Raw genomic sequence first — 18,203 nt, forward strand, 5'->3', positions numbered from 1 at the left:
TGCTGAGCGGAGCGGTTCGCGCGGCGTCGGCCATTCTGGCCACCTGGTTCCTTGGCTCCGAGACGGGCCATGCGCTGGCCGATATCGTGTTCGGCGCCGTCGCGCCGCAGGGACGCCTGCCAGTTAGCTTCCCACAGAAATCAGGACAGGAACCGTTCTATTACGACCATCGCAGCACAGGTGGCCCACAACTCGGCGCGGACCCGGCATGGAAAGCGCGCTACAGGGAAGTGACAAACGAGGCACTTTATCCGTTCGGTTACGGGCCGGGATACTCAACCGCCAGCTACTCGCGCACCTAGGCCGAGCGAGTATTTATTGTCGGCCATTCCGGTCTCAACGGTATGCACCCCGTCCAGTGCGTCCTTGAAATCGCCGAAGGTCGGCAAGCCTTCTGGTCAAAGCCGCGGAAATAGAGACCACTGCGCGTTGCGAGCAGTGTGTCGCAGGGCGGGTAGATGCGCGTACCCGTTTCTAGGGTTCGCGCACGTTTCGCACGGCGCCCAGCTGTTCGCTTAGTATACCGATGCGTCGGAGAAGCCATAATTACGCACCGAAAGCCCCGCCCTGATCGCCGCTTCCCAAAGAAAGCGGCGATTGCGACGGTCATCATCGTCGCCATCCCCATCGGGCGTGTTGAGGAGGGCGGGGCCAGCGAGAAGATCGGGGTCGGATTAGAGGGCGGGGTTGGTTGCGCGGCGCTCGACCGCCGTCTACTGCTCGTAGACGAAGCGGTCTGTCTCCTCCGCCTCGTAGGCAAGGCCGCGTGCTGAGCGTTCTCGGCGCGCAGGTCGCGCGGCAAACCCGGCTGGAGGCCCCTGTGCAATGGCTTTCGCATCTCCGGCCGTGGATCGCCTGAAATTCGTGGCCGTGCTTCGCGGAAGTCAGGGGATGCTGCTTCCGGAACGCGCGCCTCAGTTGAGCGACGTTTAAGCGTGTTGAAGCAAGGCTTCACGGCATCCCCTCGCCCGGTATTAATCTGGGCGGGAGGACTAGATTCGTTCACAGCCGGGCACGCACGCCGAAGAAGAATGCACGACCGGTATATTCGTAAAAAGCCGGCACGTTGCTGTATGTCGAGTAGCGCTGCGTTGCCGAATCCAGGAGGTTCGACCCCTGCACATAGACGGTAAGCTGCGGCAGGATATCGTAGGAGATGCTGCTCGCCAGTTCATGATATGGCCGCTGCTTGATCGATAGCGTGTTGATGTAGCTGTATTGCGATGAAGTGAAGCTGGACTGATATTGATACGATACCGACGCGTTGATGCCGTGCTTTTCATAAAAGATCTTGGCATTGGCAGAAAAGGGCACGGCATCCTGCAGGTCGGTAGTCGGCAGGCCAGCGGTCTTTGCGCGGGAGCGGTTGTAAGTCGCGTTCGCTTGGAAACCCAGGCCGTTGTCAAAGAAATACTGCCCGCCGGCTTCGATGCCGTACACGGTCGCGCTGTCGCCGTTAACATAGGTCAGTTCGGTGAACGGGAAGCTTGTCGGCGCTCCCGCCACCTGGTTGGTCGGGACCAGGTTGAACGCAACAGCCTGTGTGGTGACAAAGTTGGTGAGGTGTTTGTAAAATCCAGCCAAGGTCAGCGCGATGCGCCTATTGGGGTAATATTCGAACGAGATATCGCCCTGGTCCGCCGAAACCGGCTGGAGGTTCGGGTTGCCCGCATCGGTTACGACCGGGGTATTCGACTGCGCCGCCGAGTAATCCTTGGCTGACGACAGCTGCCCGAAGGTCGGCCGCGAGATCGCCTGGGAGGCCGCCAGACGTACTCGGAAGCCTTTGGCGATATCATAGGAGAAGTTCACCGAGGGCAGCAGGCGTTGATAACTGCCGCCGCCAGTGATCGGGGCGATCGGATTGAAGACGACATTGGCCGTGCCGACCCCGATCACCTGATAGCTCTGCACGGTCGCGCCATAGCCGAGCGAGTTCACGCTCGTATTCACGTAGCGAAGGCCAAAATCGCCTTTCCAGCGTGACCCGCCGACGTTCATCTGAACATAGGCGTTATAAGTCCGCTCGGTGATGGCATATGACGCGAGTTGATCCGGCACGACCTGTTGCGTGGCATAGCCTGTGGGGTAAGGCTGACCGGTGCGCGGATTAATGACGTTGGGGTTGTTCTCTGCCTTCGAAAGCGATGCTAGATACGTGTTGATGTCAAAGCTCGGGATCGCGCGCGGAAAGTTACCTGTTAGATTGGGGAGAATATTGGTAAATTCCGGCGACTGCACTACGTTCGCGCCGATCGCTGAAAAGGGGAAGGGATACCCACCGAAATTGTTGGCGGTGGTGTATTGGTTGTCGATAACGTCGACCGTTTTCTTCCGGTCGGTATAAGCGCCGCCAAATGCGATCGAGCGCAGCAGGCCGTTGTTCGCTTCGTATAGCAAATCGAGTTTTCCGCTGGTGCTGCGGTCGGCAATATTCTGGCCCTGGATGCCGATATAGTGGACACGCAGATCCTGGTTAGTGGCTTGATCGATCGAACGACTGGTAAGTGTGCCATCGGCGTTGGGGATTGTCAGGATGAGATCGGGCAGGCCGCCATCGCGTGTGGCTATCTGTGCGCTCGACCCGGGAATTCCCGCCACGACGAAGCGGTTCTGCCCACCGGTATTGTTGGTCGCCTTGCCGTAGGACAGGTCGGCGGCAACCTTCAAGTTAGCCAGCGGTCTCCAGTCGACATGCCCGCCGACTTGATACGTCACCGAGTTGCGCGGCTCGTCGGTCGCCAGTACATCGATCGTTGCGGGATTGACGGTATAGTTGGTGAGAACCTTGTTGCTGTCGATCTTCACGTTGTTGAGATCGTAGCGCACGCTGCCATCGTCGGCAAACGGCGTCAGTCCGACCGAAACGCGGTGGTTGTGCTCAGTATCGGTATAGTTGCTGTAAATGCCATCAAGGCGTAGCTCGAAACTGTCGGAAGGCTTCCATTGATAGGCGGTCGATCCACCCCAACGTTGCCGCTCGCCGAGCACATAGCCTACGCTGTAAAAGTACGGTTCGATTACGCCACCGCCGTTCGGCGCATTAATGACGCTGCGCTGGCCGTTCGGCGACGTTGCGATATCGTAAACGTCGTTGCTGGAATATTCTCCGAGATTGTCGGTACGGAACTTGTATTTGTTGTATGTGCCGGAAATCAGGAAGCCCATCGTATCGTGGGCAAAGGTGGTGCTAACCACGCCCGACGCCTTGATGCCGCCCTTCTCCGCAAACTGATTATACTGTCCTTCGAGCGAGCCGGCGGCGTGGAAGCCGCGATGGTCGAACGGGCGCGACGTGCGTAAGTCGATATTGCCGCCGATGCTGCCCTCGAGCTGGGAGGCTTGTGCGGCTTTCTGAATTTCAGCGCCGGAAATCACTTCCGACGGCAGTACGTCGAACGCGAAGGAGCGGTCCGGACCATCAGTCGGCAAAACACGGCCGTTGAGCGTGGTAAGCGCGAAATTTTCGCCGAGCCCGCGGACCGTGACGCTGCGCCCTTCGCCGCGACCGTCGCGACCGACCGTCACGCCTGGGATGTTGGACAGGGCCTCCGCCACGTTGCGGTTGGGGAACTTGCCAAGTTCTTCCGCCGAGATCGCATCGACGATAGTCGAGGCGTCGCGCTTGGTGTCGATCGAGCGCAGCAAACTCCCGCGTACGCCGCGAACGACGATGTCAGGGCCTCCCGTTCCGATTTCCGCCGTGGTCGCCTCGCCGCCGGTTCCAGGGCCGGACTGGATCGTCGAACCGGAGTTCACTTGATCGGTGGGCGCCCCGGCAACCGGACCGCGTTGAGGAGTCTGACTGGTCGACGCGTTAGTAGGAACATCTTGCGGTTGCGTTTGCGCGAAGGCGTGCGACCCGGCGACTAGCGCGGTCAAGCTGACACCTGCACGCACGAGATGCCGCCAGCGGTTAAGATCGACCATGCTAGTCCCCTCTATAAAATCCACGAGCCATGCCTGACGGTGAACACTTTGTTGCGCTTTGCTACCCCGGGGCAGTTTTAAATGTCAAACGCTTTGAAACGAAACTTACATATGTGATATTTTTGCTGCTCCGCATCCTGATCGAAGAGGCTTGTGGATGCAGGGCGGGGCTATCTCGACGAACTGAAGGAAAGTTCGGCTACAACGGACGCGAAGGTTTCGGTTCGCTTCGCTTGCTTGCAACCACCTCATTTTCTGATAGCTCAGGGCGCGGCGGAACGGCGCTGCTTGTCGGGGAGGAATATTCCATTGCGACATCGCTGACGCGCGCTGGAGCGTGGTACGTACCGTTGCCACGGCCACTCTCGTTGGCAGCACCGCCGCCGCCGGCGGTCGGACGTTTTAAGGCGACCGTAGTTGTCGCGCTAAGGCCCGCCACAAATGCACCGTAACGAAACGTAAGTGTGATTGAAGCAAGCAGGCGGCGCTGATACCGCAACAGCTTCCGGGAAAGGGAATGAAGACATGATCCGGGACACGAGTGAACGGCGGCAACGGATCAGCACGCTGGTGCGTGAACGGGGCAGCGTTCAGGTCGCGCCGCTTGCTGAAAGTTTCGGCGTTTCGATGCAGACGATCCGTAAGGATCTGCGGTTCCTCGCGACGCGCGGCGTTATGGAACGCTCCTATGGCGGCGCGATCAGTGCGGACGCGGTCAACGTCACCGCCGAACCGCCGGTCGAGGTCAAACGGTCTAGCCATGCCGACGAAAAGATACGGATCGGCAAGCTTGCTGCCGCAATGGTCGCGCCGGGCGAGTCGATCGTGCTCGATTCGGGCACCACGACCTTACAGATCGCGCGGTTCCTGCCTGATGACGAGGATATCACCGTCCTCACCAACGATCTCGATATCCTGTCGGTGCTCGCGGCCAAGGAACATCTCAATATCGTAATGCTCGGCGGCATGTTGCGCCGCAAGAACCGCGCTTTTTACGGTGCTCAGACGCTTGCGGCATTGGAGCATCTGCGCGTCGACAAACTGTTCCTGGGTGTTGACGGCTTCGATATCGAATGTGGCATCACGACGCATTACGAGCCCGAAGCGATGCTCAACCGGAAGATGGTCGAGGCGGCGCGCGAGGTCATCGCAGTGACCGACGCCTCGAAATTTGGCCGCGTCTGCCTGCATCGTATCGTTACGGTCGAGAATATCCATCATCTCGTGACTGACGGCCCGGTGCCAGGCGGCATTCGCTTGGCGTCCCAGCGGCTGGGGTTCGACGTTCGGGAGGCGTGACGCCAAATGCGGCCGGGTCGCCCGGGGACCGGCCTCGAGCGACGGCATCGGCGTCAACCCTTCAGATGAAAGAAGCGGCGCGCATTGGTGTAATAGAGCTTGTCTATGACACCGCGCGGTAAGGCGAGGCCACGCGCATCGGCCTTGATCGCCGGTACCGGCTGCGACAGCGCAGTCGCGAGGTAGCGCCAATCGGAGCGCCATGCATCGTCGGCTTCCTTCTTGAAATTGCCAGTCGCGGGCGGGTTCTGCGCCCGTGCGTTGGGATCGATCGGGCTGTCGGTCAGGTCGGTCCCGTACATCAACCGATCCTGGTATTTCAGGAAAAAGCCGCGCACCTTGGCGGGGTTGGCATTGGACTGAACCTGGACCTGCGTCATTCGGGCGGCGAGATCGACCATAGCGTTGGGATTGCGATCGAGGAAGCGTGCGAGCTCGTCGACACTCCATTCCAGGCTCGCCATGTGAGCCCCGTCGAACGCGAGCTTGGGATGCTGCGCCACGAAGCGGTCGCGCGCCGCCATCAGCTCTTCGTAGCTTGGTTCTTCGGGGTGCTTGAACATGTAATATTCGGGGTGCTCGCTGAAGTAGCTGCGATCATTCTCCGTCGTCATTTGATCGAGCGGCAGCCAGCAATTCTTGGGCTCGCCCTGATGCGCGATCAGTGGCAGGCCACGCGCCTGAATATGCGCCATCACAGGGTCGAAGCGCGGATCGTCGAGAAACACCCGTTTGCCTGCGGAGTCCTTGGCAATCATGCCGATGTTCTTCCACACCTTCACTGCCACTGCTCCATGCGCGAAGCCCGCATCGACGGCGCGTTCCGCCTGCGTGGTCCAGCTCTTGGTGCCGAAGCCCTGCATCGAGAAGGTCGTGGCGAAGTGGAAATGCTTCGGATCGGCGGCATGCATCTCATAGGCGATGGCTGCCTGTTTGGCGAGCGGCGGAAAGTCGGGATAATCGACGTTGATCGACAAGAGCTCGAACCCGTCCTTGCGTGCGATCTCGACGAAGTCGGTGCTGTCGCGATTGGCGTGAACGTGTGCGTCGAGCTTCGCGACCCTGGCAAAGTCGGCTTCGGTGTAGAGGGAGGGCGCGGGTGCGGCGCCGATCAGCGCAAGCGTGGCCGTCGCTGCGAACAAAGCCGAAAATCTGCGCATCATACTCTCCAAAGGAAACGTAACGAAATTGATCTTATGTTGCGTTTTGGTTTGCGCAAGCGATAACGATCAGGCACATCTCGTCCGGGACTGCTCGTCGTGCGATGCGGCAGCCACGTTTAGGGGAGGCTGATCTGCCCAGTTTCATCATGTCGCGCCGGCGGCTCCTTGCCCGACTGTCCGGCACCGCCGCCGCTTTGTTCTTCGCGCCGCCCTTCGTTGCGCGGGTCGCGGCCAAGGGCGCGCCCGCCGTGCGGATGAGCGACGGCACGCTCACACTCGAGTTCGACTCCGGACTGCATTCGCGCATTTCGCATGGGAACATGGTGCTGACCGCGATGGAACCGGGCGAGGCGCTTCGATTGGGCGATAGGGTGGTCGATCACTTCCTGCTCCTCGATCAGACAGGCGGGCCGATTTCGGGCGTGCATGGTCCGGGGCGAGCCCATCATCTGCGCGGTACCGCGGGCGGAGCGGTCGAAAAGCGCGTTTCGGTCACGTTCCTCGACCGCTATCCCGGTCTCGCCTTGCTCGACATCAGCTATGGCAATACCGGTGATGCACCGCTTTCCGTCACTGGCTGGCAGGCCGCGACGCACGATCTGCTCTCGCACCCCGACGGTGCGTGGAGTTTCTCGGGCGCCTCCTACCCGGACCGGCGTGACTGGGTACAGCGCGTCGTGCCAGGCTTCGGCCAGCGCAATTTCATGGGCATGAACGCGGCAGATTATGGCGGCGGAACGCCGGTCGCGGTGGTGTGGCGGCGTGATGCAGGGCTTGCAGTGGGGCATATCGACACCGTGCCTCGGCTCGTGTCGCTGCCGGTTGCTGGCCAGCCGACCGGTACGCGCATCGCGATCGCGGGCGACCAACCCGTAATGCTCGCACCGGGTGCGACGCTCGAGCTCCCGCCGGTATTCGTGATGGTACACCAAGGTGATCACTTCCGTCCGCTCGATGCTTATCGCCGGCTCATGGCCGAGCGCGGCCTCAAGGCGCCCGTAATTCCCGAGCCGAGCTACGCGCCGGTGTGGTGCGCCTGGGGGTATGGGCGAGACTTCTCCATCGCTGAAGTGCTCACCGCAATGGGCAAGGCCAAAGAGATTGGCCTCGAATGGGCCGTGCTCGACGACGGCTGGCAGACGTCGGAAGGCGACTGGAAGCTCAACCGCAAGAAATTCCCGCGCGGCGATGCCGACATGAAGGCGTTCGCCGACCAGATCAAGGCGGGAGGAATGCGACCGCGGTTGTGGCTCGCCCCGCTTGCGGCCGATCCGGGCACTGATCTGCTGCGCGATCATCCCGACATGTTGCTGCTCGACAAGAATGGCGCGGCGCAGAATGTCAGCTTCTGGGATGCGTTTACCTTGTGCCCGGCCTATCCGCCGGTGGTCGACTATTTCCGCGGACAGATACGACGCATTCTTGGCGATTGGGGGTTCGAGGGGCTGAAGCTCGATGGCCAGCATCTGAACGGCGTGGCGCCCTGTTACAACCCGGCACACAATCACGCCCGCCCCGAGGAATCCTACGAGAAGCTACAGGAATTCTGGAAGGCACTGTATCATGAGGCGATGACGATCAACCCGAATGCGGTGATCGAGATCTGCCCATGCGGCGACTCCTTCGCATTCCACAACATCGCCGGCATGAACCATACGCCGGCATCGGATCCGACCTCGTCGTGGCAGATCCGGCTCAAGGGGAAGACCTTCAAGGCAATGATGGGGCCATCCGCGCCGTTCGCGGGCGACCATGTCGAACTCAGCGACCGCCACAATGATTTCGCTACCCATTATGGGATCGGCGCGATCGTTTCGACCAAATTTACCTGGCCGCACGACCCGGTCAACACGGTCGATCCGCTGCCGCCCGGCGGCATTGCCCTGACGCCCGACCGCGAGGTGCTGTGGCGCAAGTGGATCGCGCTGTACCGCGCCAACATGCTGCCCAAGGGCGAGTATCTTGGGGGCCTGTACGACATCGGCTTCGACAAGCCCGAGGGCCATGCGATCCGCGCCGGCGGGCAGATGCATTATGCCTTCTACGCGGACAGCTGGGCCGGACCGGTCACGCTGCGTGGTCTGGCGTCCGGGCGGCATCGCTTGACCGACAGTTTCACCGGCCGCTCGCTCGGCACCGTCAGCGGCCCCGTGGCTACCATTCCGGGGCGCTTCGAGCATTTCCTTCTCGTCGCTGCCACACCGATACAGGTAAACACCGCGACATGAGCACGAACACGATGCCCAGCAGCCGCACTTGGCTATTGAACGCTTTGGCAACGGTTGTCCTGTGGGGGATCTGGGGCGCGTTTTCCGGCCTGTCACCGCAGCACGGCTTTCCCGAGACCCTGGTCTATTGCGTGTGGGCGCTGACGATGGTTCCGCCGGCGCTGATCGTGCTGGCTCAGGCCAGGTGGAGGCTCGATACCAACCCGCGCGCCATCGCTTACGGTCTTACCGTCGGCCTACTTGGGGCAGGAGGGCAGATGGTGCTGTTCTACGCCGTCACGCGCGGTCCGGCCTACCTGATCTTCCCGGTCATCTCGCTCTCGCCAGTGGTGACGATCGCACTCTCGTTCCTCTTCATGGGCGAGCGCACCGGGCGCCTTGGTGCGGTCGGCATCGTGCTGGCACTGCTCGCTTTGCCGACATTCGATTTTGCGCCGGGCGGTGACACCTCGGGCGGCACATGGCTGTGGATGGCACTGGTCGTCATGGCCTGTTGGGGGCTTCAGGCCTACTTCATGAAGTCTGCCAACCACGTGATGTCTGGCGAAAGCATCTTCTTTTACATGACCGTGACCGGGCTCGCCCTCGTGCCCGTCGCGCTGACGCTGACTGATTTCAGCCGCGCGATCAACTACGGAGCCGACGGCCCGTGGCTGGCGGCAGGGATCCAGGTGCTCAACGCGATCGGCGCGCTGACCCTCGTTTTCGCGTTTCGCTATGGGAAGGCGATCATCGTTGCGCCGCTGACCAACGCCGGCGCGCCGCTGGCTACTGCAATCATCTCGCTGGTCGCGCTTGGCGTGATGCCGGGTTCGATCAAGCTGGTAGGAATCGGCCTCGCGCTGGCCGCCTCGCTGATGCTCGCGTTTGAACCAGATTCGGTTGACGACGAGGAGATTGCATCCGAAGCCTTCGCATCTCAGTAGATTTCGTTTTGCTTCGCTTCGTTGCGAACCACGCGATATCGCGCTACAAAGTGGCGACAGGAGAATTTGGTGCAATTGATTCGAAACATCGTCGCACGACATAAACAGGGCGAGACCATCGGTGTGACGTCGGTCTGCTCGGCGCACCCTCTGGTTATCGAAGCAACGTTCGCGCACGCGCTTCGGCATGATACGGCCGTGGTGCTGATCGAAGCCACCTCGAACCAGGTAAATCAGGACGGCGGCTATACCGGCATGCGACCGGCCGACTTTCGCGTGTTCGTCGAGGGTATTGCCGACCGGCTCAGTTTCCCGCTGGAACGGCTCGCGCTCGGCGGCGATCATCTCGGGCCCAATGCGTGGGCCAGTCTGCCGGCCGAGAACGCGATGGCCAAGGCTGAAGTCATGGTTGCCGACTATGTTCGCGCGGGATTTACCAAGATCCATCTCGATTGCTCGATGTCGTGTGCCGACGATCCGACGCCGCTGCCCGAGACGCTGATCGCCGAGCGCGCCGCGCGCTTATGCCGTGCGGCTGAGAACGCCTTTGGCGGTGATCCTGCTGATGCGCCGGTTTATGTGATCGGAACCGAAGTCCCCGTGCCCGGCGGCGCGGCGGAGGATCTCGACACCCTTGCGCTGACTACGCCCGAGGCGGCGCTGGCGACGCTCGACATGCACCGTAGCTTGTTCATCGAGAGCGGTCTGGCCAGCGCGTGGGATCGGGTGATCGCCACCGTCGTTCAGCCCGGGGTCGAATTCGACCACATGAAGGTCGTCGATTACCGACCGGAAGCCGCGGTCGGGCTCAGCGCCGCAATCGTGCCGGTCGACCATGTCGTGTTCGAAGCGCATTCGACCGATTATCAGACCGCGGCAGCGTTACAGGCTTTGGTGCGCGACCATTTCGCGATCCTCAAGGTCGGCCCTGGCGTCACCTTCGCGTTGCGCGAAGCCTTGTGGGGCCTTGACGCGATCGAGCGTGAGACCGTCGCGTCAGGCGAACGGGCAACCCTTCGCGACGTCGCCATGACGCGGATGAAGGCCGAACCGGGCAACTGGCGCAAATATTATCACGAGACGGGCACCGCGCTCGATCTGCAGCTTCAATACAGCCTGAGCGACCGCATCCGCTATTATTGGCCCGACCCAGCAATCGTCGCTGCGCAAGCCAAACTGTTCGACAACCTTCGCGCGCACGTACCGCCGCTGCCGTTGCTCAGCCAATATCTTCCCGTCGCTTATGCCGCCGTTCGCGCGGGCACCGCAACGCTCGATCCAGTTGATCTGATCGTCGCGCAGATCGCCGCGACGCTCGACGCCTATCATGGAGCCTGTTTCCCCAATGTCTGACGCTCTGGTTGCCCCCATCCGGCCAATTGCCACCGACGACAGCTGGACCCGGCGCGAAATCCTGCAACAGCCGACGACGCTGCGTGCGACCCAGGCAGTGCTTGAGGCTACGCGCGCCGAGATCCTCGCGTTTCTCGCGCCGCTGCTTGCCCAAGCCGATCTGCGCATCATGCTGTGCGGCGCGGGGACGTCGGCGTTCATCGGCGAGTGCCTCGCGCCGTGGCTGACCGCGACGCTAGGCCGTCCGGTCGAGGCGGTGGCAACGACCAACATCGTCGGTGCGCCCCATCTGTATCTAAACTCGAAAAGACCCACCCTGATGGTGTCGTTCGGTCGGTCGGGCAACAGCCCGGAAAGCATCGCGGCGGTCGAGCTGGCCAATGCGCGAGTGTCGGTACGGCACCTCGTCATCACCTGCAATCCGGATGGCGCCTTGTCGCGCATGGCCGGCGCGAACGGCCATGTCATCCTGTTGCCGGAGGAAACCCACGATCGCGCATTCGCGATGACGTCTAGCTTCAGCGCAATGATGCTCGCCGCGCTCGCGATCTTCACCGGAGTCGAGATGATGCACGACCGGGTCGCCGCGATTGCGGATGCGGTCGCCGCAACGATCGTGCGATCGGATCGCTTGGCGGAAGCCCTTGCTGCCCAGGACTTCGATCGCGTGGTGTATCTCGGCAGCGGCGTCTTCGAAGGGCTCGCGCGCGAGGCGGCGCTGAAACTGCTCGAACTGACCGACGGAGCGATCCCGACCGCGTTCGATACCGCACTCGGCTTCCGGCACGGCCCAAAGACGATCGTCACGACGCGCACGCTGGTTGTCGTGTTCGTTTCGAACGACCCGCTGACCCGACTCTACGACGTCGACATGATCGAGGAATTACGCGCCGACGGGCGTTGCGCCGCGGTGTTGCCAATCGTGGCGCGCGACGGCACCGCCGGTGCGTTGCTGGTGGAGGGCGCCAGCACGCTGGCGGACGCCGATCTGCTGTTTCCCTACATCGTTCCCGCCCAGCTGTTCGGGTTGCATTGCTCGCTCCGGCTGGGCCGGACGCCGGACCAGCCCAATGCCAGCGGCACCGTCAACCGCGTCGTGCAGGGCGTGCGCATCCATACGCCCGCCGCATGACGTTCTTCCTCGGCGTCGATGGCGGCGGCACCAAGACCGAATTCGTATGTATCGATGCCTCAGGCACGGTTGTCGCGCGCGCGCTGACGGGGACGACCTATCATCTCCAGGTCGGCGTTGACGTAGCGGTGGCCCGGATCGGGGAAGGCGTCGCCGCGATCTGTCATCAGCTCGGCACGACATCGGCCGAGTTGGCCTATGCCTTTTTCGGGCTGCCGGCTTACGGCGAGGATGCGGTGATCGATCCGTTGCTTCATGCCGCCTGCAGCGGCGTTCTTGGTCATGACCGCTACGTTTGCGACAACGACATGGTATGCGGCTGGGCGGGCTCGCTGGGCTGTGCCGACGGGATCAACCTGGTCGCGGGCACCGGCTCGATCGGCTATGGGGAGCGGCAGGGCCTCAAGGCCCGTGCAGGCGGTTGGGGAGAGATGTTCAGCGACGAAGGCTCGGCCTATTGGATCGCGATCCAGGGCCTGAACGCTTTTTCGCGGATGAGCGATGGGCGCCTCTCGCGTGGCGCTTTGCATGGAGCGTTCATCGATGCGCTGGGACTTGTCGACGATCTCGACATCTGCGCACGCGTGATGGGTAAGGCGGGCATGACCCGCGACGGTATAGCCGGCCTCGCGCCGCTCGTCTCGCAGGCGGCCGAGCTCGGCGATGCGATCGCGGCGGACATTCTCGATCGCGCAGGGGCGGAGCTCGCCGCCATCGCGCAGGCGCTACGGCGTCAACTCCGCTTCGCCGAAGAGGAGGTGGTACTCCTGTCCTGGTCCGGTGGCGTCCTGACCAACCAAGAAGCTGTGCAGGCGGCACTTGGCCGTCATCTGCGGGACTACGGACTGTACGAGATCGTAGCGCCACGCCACGCGCCCGGGATGGGCGCGGCGCTCTATGCCGCTATGCTCGAGCGATCAGCGCGAGGAACGTAGTGGTTCTAGTGTCGCGCTCCGGGGCGATCGAGGTTGAGATCGCCCTACGCAAGGCGCCGGAACACCAGGCGAAGTGCTTCGCCGATCCTGCCGGGTCGGGCATGCTATGCGCAACGCTCTGCCCACAGCTCGGCCGCCCATGGGCAGTTTCATTTCTAAGCTGCCAAAGTACCTTTTTCTCAATTTCAGGCGTTCTGGGCGTTGAGCCGAGCGTGGACCTGCTTCCCAGAAATCAGGCTATTAGTAAGTAGCTCGTCAGGAGACTGAAGTGACCCCCGTTTTTTCCTCCAGCTGGAGCTAGAGTCCGCCCCGGAAGTAGGGACGGACAGATGAAGCGGAAGCAGTTTTCGGAAGAGCAGATCATCGGCATTCCTGAAGGAATACGTATGCGCGAAGATGGCGGCGGGGGCGCCGCTGTGGGCAGATAAGGGCAGACATCGTCCATGGGGGGCTGTCATCGCGCCGGAGGGGGCAAGCCGTGATGATTACTGCGCCGTCGATTCAGACCGAAGCCGCCGCAAGCGTTGCAACCACACCGCCGCCTGTGCGCTATTACCGCCCCGAGCTCGACGCACTCCGCTTCCTCGCGTTTCTGGGCACGTTCGCCTTCCACTGCATGGACTTTGTGCCAACGGACCGGGTGCACGATGTCTGGTCGTGGCGAATCGGCACGATCGGTGCGTTTGGCGTGCCCGTCTTCTTCCTGCTGAGCGCGTTCCTGATTACCGAACTGCTGCTTCGCGAAGCGTCAAACACCGGGCGCGTGCACGTCTCCGCCTTCTATGTTCGCCGAATTTTGCGCATCTGGCCCTTATATTTTGCCGTCTTTGCCGGGCTGGTAGTGCTCAACAAGGTGCTTCCGGGGGTAAGTACTGATGATCCAAGAGCCTGATTGGCCTTCGCTCTCTTCGCAGGCAATTGGTACATCACGCTCAACGGATGGATCGCAGGACCAGTCGATCCCTTGTGGACCATCTCGGTCGAGGAGCAGTTCTATCTGGTCATTCCGGTAATCGCAGCGCGCGGCGGTACCCGGGCACTGGTCATGGTCAGCATCGGCATGCTGCTAGCCTCTTATACAACGATCGGTTTCTATGCCTGGCACCGCAGCCCGGGCGACCATGGCGAATGGACCAACAGCTTGGTCCATTTCCAGTTTTTCGCAGCCGGGATGCTCATGGCAATCTCGCTCAAGGGCCGGATGCCGCGTTGGTCGGCCTCGCGCCGACTTGCAGGCATTGCCGTGGCACTCGCATGTTGGTTCGCAGCCGTCATGGCGTTCGACGTTCACAGCTGGGATCCGCAGCCGACCGTGCCCGGCGCCTTGGCGGGATGGGCGCTGGTACTGGTTGGTACCGTCCTGCTTCTCGCGTCGACGCTGGGCATCCCGTCGCGCTGGATCCCAACCTGGCTCGCGCACCTCGGACGGATATCCTACGGGCTTTACCTGTTCCATTCGCTCATCTTGTTGCTGGTCTTTCACTATTTGCTTCCAGCCATCGGCTTGGATCACGCAGGATGGGGCGCAGATTGCCTGGGAACAGCCGTGACGCTCGCGGCCAGCATTTTTGCTGCGCAGCTGTCCTATGTCTATTTCGAGGCCTACTTCCTGCGCCTGAAACGGCGCTTCACCTATGTCGCGGCACGCGACATCTAGCAGCGCGGCCGATCATGCCACCCTGGCACGGTGGACCCCCTGCGGTTGCCGGACACTTGCGCACCTACGCTTTGATGGAAGATGTTTTCAGGTGTCTGGCGGATACCACGATCACTTCCGTCTCGTCCCGGTCCCGCAATCCTTGTCAAAAGCCCAAGGCTGACCCGCTGGCGCGTTTCAGCTAACTGCATCGGGGCTGGCGATGGTATTTGTGGCCTAAAGACGGTAGGTTGCGAGGTGGGGACACAGTGATGACGATCAAGATGGTGCGATGGGGGGTGGCAATCTGGGGGGCGGCAGCGTCGATCGCGATGGCGCAACCGCCATCCAAGTCTTTCGCCGTGAGGTTAGATCAGGCGCGGACGTACCTTCTGGTTGACGAAAAGGGGCTGCATGGACCTGGGAGTGTCGTGATAGCCGAAGCGGTCAGGCGATCACGCTACGTCCTGCTGGGGGAAGACCATTTTTCCCGTGAAATTCCGAAGTTCACCACCGGAATTTGTCGGATCATGGCACCGGATGGCTTGCGGGCTTTGGCCGTGGAGACTGGACCGGAAGCGACAACCGTCGTCGAGAGCAATCTGCGCCGACCTGATCGCGCCGCCCGCATCGCTGCGTTCGCGCAAGGACATCCGGATGCGATGGCGTTTCAGAACGGCAGTGATGAGAGCAATATGGCCGCAGACTGCGCGCGCCTTGCAGGCCGCAGCTTTGAAATCTGGGGGCTTGATCAGGAGTTTTTCGGTGCAGCCGGTTTCCTCCTGGAGCGAATGCTCGCTTCCCATCCGGGGCCGATTGCCCGCGTCGCCATTGAACATTTGGCCGATCTTGATCGAACGATGACGGCCGCTGCGGTTACGTCAGCGTCGTCGCAGGACTTGTTCATCTTCAAGGTGAGCGATCAGCAAATGGCCATCGCAAGCGACCGGATCGCGCGGGATGGCGGCCAGCGGGTTCGGGCGTTGTTCGCCACTTTGGCGGAAACCCGGTCGATCTTCCTTGGGCAGTATCGCGATGGATATGCGTCCAACGGGCAGCGTGCCCGGCTGATGAAGCGAAACCTCTTGCAGCGCCTTGCTGCCGTTCCTTCCGCGTCGCGGGTGCTGTTCAAATTCGGCGACGTACATATGGCCAAGGGGATCAACGGCCTTGGTCAGCGCGATCTTGGCAACTTCATAGCGGAGCGGGCCGAGGGCGACGGGGCATCGTCTGTGCATATTGGGGTGTATGGCGCCAAGGGCGTTCACGCGCTGTACGGCGGCGTTGGTCGGCAGGTTCGAAACGAACCTTTTGTGCTGACCGATGACGAGGATTATGCATGGCTCAAGGACGCCTTGGCGTCGCACGCCAGCGGCGACACCGGGCATGGCTGGACTTTGATCGACCTGCGCGGGTTTCGTGCTGCACCACCAGCGGACATACCTGCTGACTGGGAGAAGGCGGCGCAACGGTATGATTTTATCGTTATCGCACCAGAATTGACGCCCTCGTCGCTGTTGGGGCCAAAATAGTTCGAGATTTTCGCCTGGCTACCGTGCGCTTTCGGAGCGTTGCCTTCTGCCGCGTTGCGTTCAGTGTCGATTGGCCTCGGCGGGATCAAGTTCGCGGTAATATCCCGCGGCCTAAGATCGCACGCCAGGCCTCGTCCAAAGCGTCGTCCGCGTAAGCCTCAAGCGGCCGACGATCGCGGTCCCAGCCACGCTTACGAGGACATCGAGGCCGCCGAGATCATGCGCTATCCGATCAATCGCACGATCAAGCGCCGCAACGTCGCTGACATCGGCCTGTATCAGAGAGACCCTTGCGCCATTCACGCGCAACGGAAGAGCGGTAGTAATCAGAACAAACCATCGCAATCGACGAGATCATTTGTTCTCTCAACCGGGAAGCCTTGTTCGGACGAAACCGCAACAATCCCGCTATGGACTTGGCGTTCGCTAGACATCGTATAAGTTCGGCTAATGTCTTGCAAAACTCGAGAGGCTTGCTCGGTCAACAATGTGTCACCCTGTCCACAGGACTTTGCCAAGCCTTCACTACGGGCAACGATTTCGAGCATTGGGTCGGAAAAGACCGTCTCGCATTCAACCGCACCGATCATTTCATCAACGAGGTCACGGATCATTACGGCGTGACGATCAAGCCCTGACATACCCTCACGGGTCAACTGCGCACCGGCGCGGATGACGTCCAACGCCGTTTCAAGCGTGCCGTCCCGAGGCGTTTCGCTTTCCGACTCCGAACTGATCGCGCCTGCGGCGGAGTTCAATCGTTCAAAGGCAGTGGCGACCGATCCCGACACCGATTCCAATGTCTTGACGAGGCCACGGATCTCCGCGGCGATCCGAGCAAGTCCATCCCCGGCGCGCCCCATTCGGTACGAGCGCAAGTCGGTATTCCATGCCATGATCTGGACGTCGTTTGTGACGCGGTAGATCGTGGTCAATCGCTGGCCCAGACGCTCGACCGTGACCGATGCCTCGGCACCGAGCCGGGTCGATCGGGTATCCGCGTCGCGCAAGCGCGCTGTAACGGAGTCCACCTCGGCAACACTCTGTTCGAGGACTTCGAGAAACGCTGCGTGACTGCCGCGTTCGACAGCGCCCTCGTCACTGAGCAACAGCATCGCGGCGAGCTGCGCACCGATGCTCTGGAAGCTCGTGGCCAACAGGCGCGACTGGTGCTGGAAGTCCTGCGTGGCATCGGCGACCTGCGCTGCCAAGAGTGACAGTCCCTGACCCATCAGCGCGGCGGCCGCGGTTGAATCAGGCGTAATATCGGAATCGGCAAGCGCTGCGTCGAGGATGCGGCAGATCTGCGCGGCATGTTCAAGCCGCTGCCGCGTGATGTCGCCGATCTGCATTGCGCCATGCGACGCCGACAGTTTCGTGCGGATGTCTCGCGCGACGGTGGCGATCCTGTCGGCGCGATCGGCCGTATCGACCTGGTTGTTCTGCAACCCGATCGCATCCGCGGCGAGCTTGTCGGGCACATGCGGGCACAGGCGCGCGCATTCGGATGCCAGGACACGATTGACCTCGACTACGCAGGGGACCGTTGCCGCCAATTGCGCAACCTCCTTGCTGATCTGGTGCATTTCCCGCTCGCTCACGTCGAGCTTCGCAATCATTGCATCGGCGAAATCGGAATACCCCGGCGCTCCCGCGGCGGCGACCTTGATGTTACGGCCGCAGATCTGCAGGAAATCGAGCGTCCGGTCGACGCGGAGTACTTCGTCCTGCACCGTGCTAGTCGCCTGCTGGATGATATCCAGCGACCGTTGCCGGTCGGCCTGGACCACCGGCAATCGCGCGAGGCGATCGGCATTGCCCTGCATCGTCGCGATCGCGCGATCGGCGGCTTCCCGGTCGAGTGCGTTGGTCACGCGGTCAAGACTGGCGATCAGCTTTTCGACGATGTCATAGGCGTGCGCCAGCGAGTGCCCGGCATCGACGAAGCGCTTGTCGAGACCGCTTGCGACCAGGTCGAGTTCGGCCTCCAGCGCGTTCAAGGCTGGCCCCAGCGCCGCTACGACATCAGGCACCAGCACCTCCTGTTCGACCCATTCCATCGTTCAACC

12 protein-coding genes and 1 pseudogene are annotated in these 18,203 nt (G+C 61.8%); 9 read left to right on the forward strand and 4 right to left on the reverse strand.

The window, feature by feature from the left end:
• The coding region (locus L8K25_RS17055; RefSeq protein ID WP_242140193.1) for a glycoside hydrolase family 3 C-terminal domain-containing protein at window positions 1–302 on the forward strand (302 nt) is incomplete at its 5' end.
• A gap of 700 nt (window positions 303–1,002) precedes the next feature.
• Here L8K25_RS17055 and L8K25_RS17060 read toward each other — a convergent pair.
• A complete protein-coding gene (locus L8K25_RS17060; RefSeq protein WP_242140194.1) occupies window positions 1,003–3,930 on the reverse strand; it encodes a TonB-dependent receptor in 2,928 nt (975 codons plus the stop codon).
• Window positions 3,931–4,455: 525 nt separating this feature from the next.
• Between L8K25_RS17060 and agaR the strand changes: the two genes are divergently transcribed.
• Entirely contained in the window at window positions 4,456–5,229 is a 774-nt protein-coding gene (gene agaR, locus L8K25_RS17065) for a transcriptional repressor AgaR (RefSeq protein ID WP_242140195.1), read from the forward strand.
• 53 nt (window positions 5,230–5,282) lie between these two features.
• Here agaR and L8K25_RS17070 read toward each other — a convergent pair whose 3' ends face one another.
• Window positions 5,283–6,392 carry an amidohydrolase family protein gene (locus L8K25_RS17070; RefSeq protein ID WP_242140196.1) on the reverse strand — a complete coding sequence of 370 codons (1,110 nt, stop codon included), beginning with the start codon at window positions 6,390–6,392 and terminating at the stop codon, window positions 5,283–5,285.
• A gap of 146 nt (window positions 6,393–6,538) precedes the next feature.
• Here L8K25_RS17070 and L8K25_RS17075 point away from each other — a divergent pair, with 146 nt between their 5' ends.
• The 7 genes and pseudogenes from L8K25_RS17075 to L8K25_RS17105 all read left to right on the forward strand — a co-directional run bounded on the left by L8K25_RS17075 (window position 6,539) and on the right by L8K25_RS17105 (window position 16,134).
• Window positions 6,539–8,620, forward strand: coding sequence for a glycoside hydrolase family 36 protein (locus L8K25_RS17075; RefSeq protein WP_242140197.1), 2,082 nt, complete (start codon window positions 6,539–6,541; stop codon window positions 8,618–8,620).
• Window positions 8,617–9,546 (forward strand): DMT family transporter, encoded by a 930-nt coding sequence (locus L8K25_RS17080; protein ID WP_242140198.1) that lies wholly within the window; start codon window positions 8,617–8,619, stop codon window positions 9,544–9,546. The genes L8K25_RS17075 and L8K25_RS17080 overlap by 4 nt, the downstream gene beginning before the upstream one ends.
• A 69-nt stretch (window positions 9,547–9,615) precedes the next feature.
• On the forward strand, window positions 9,616–10,899 hold the full coding sequence (locus L8K25_RS17085; RefSeq protein ID WP_242140199.1) for a D-tagatose-bisphosphate aldolase, class II, non-catalytic subunit: 1,284 nt from the start codon (window positions 9,616–9,618) through the stop codon (window positions 10,897–10,899).
• Complete coding sequence (locus tag L8K25_RS17090; protein WP_242140200.1) at window positions 10,892–12,031, forward strand: SIS domain-containing protein; 1,140 nt, start codon at window positions 10,892–10,894, stop codon at window positions 12,029–12,031. Before L8K25_RS17085 ends, L8K25_RS17090 begins: the two co-directional genes overlap by 8 nt.
• On the forward strand, window positions 12,028–12,966 hold the full coding sequence (locus L8K25_RS17095; protein ID WP_242140201.1) for a BadF/BadG/BcrA/BcrD ATPase family protein: 939 nt from the start codon (window positions 12,028–12,030) through the stop codon (window positions 12,964–12,966). The genes L8K25_RS17090 and L8K25_RS17095 overlap by 4 nt, the downstream gene beginning before the upstream one ends.
• A gap of 481 nt (window positions 12,967–13,447) precedes the next feature.
• Window positions 13,448–14,623: pseudogene (locus L8K25_RS17100) on the forward strand (acyltransferase).
• Between the two features lie 251 nt (window positions 14,624–14,874).
• Window positions 14,875–16,134, forward strand: a complete 1,260-nt coding sequence (locus tag L8K25_RS17105) for a hypothetical protein (RefSeq protein WP_242140202.1) — start codon at window positions 14,875–14,877, stop codon at window positions 16,132–16,134.
• A gap of 111 nt (window positions 16,135–16,245) precedes the next feature.
• Here the strand turns inward: L8K25_RS17105 and L8K25_RS17110 are convergent, their stop codons facing one another.
• Together L8K25_RS17110 and L8K25_RS17115 are read right to left on the reverse strand one after the other, a co-directional pair.
• Window positions 16,246–16,437, reverse strand: coding sequence for an SDR family NAD(P)-dependent oxidoreductase (locus L8K25_RS17110; RefSeq protein ID WP_242140321.1), 192 nt, complete (start codon window positions 16,435–16,437; stop codon window positions 16,246–16,248).
• Between the two features lie 23 nt (window positions 16,438–16,460).
• The gene (locus tag L8K25_RS17115) at window positions 16,461–18,194 is read right to left on the reverse strand and encodes a hypothetical protein (protein WP_242140203.1); all 1,734 of its coding nucleotides are present in this window, start codon (window positions 18,192–18,194) and stop codon (window positions 16,461–16,463) included.
• Between the last annotated feature and the right edge of the window lie 9 nt (window positions 18,195–18,203).

Source organism: Sphingomonas sp. TREG-RG-20F-R18-01 (genome assembly GCF_022662475.1).
Taxonomy (GTDB): Bacteria; Pseudomonadota; Alphaproteobacteria; order Sphingomonadales; family Sphingomonadaceae; genus Sphingomonas.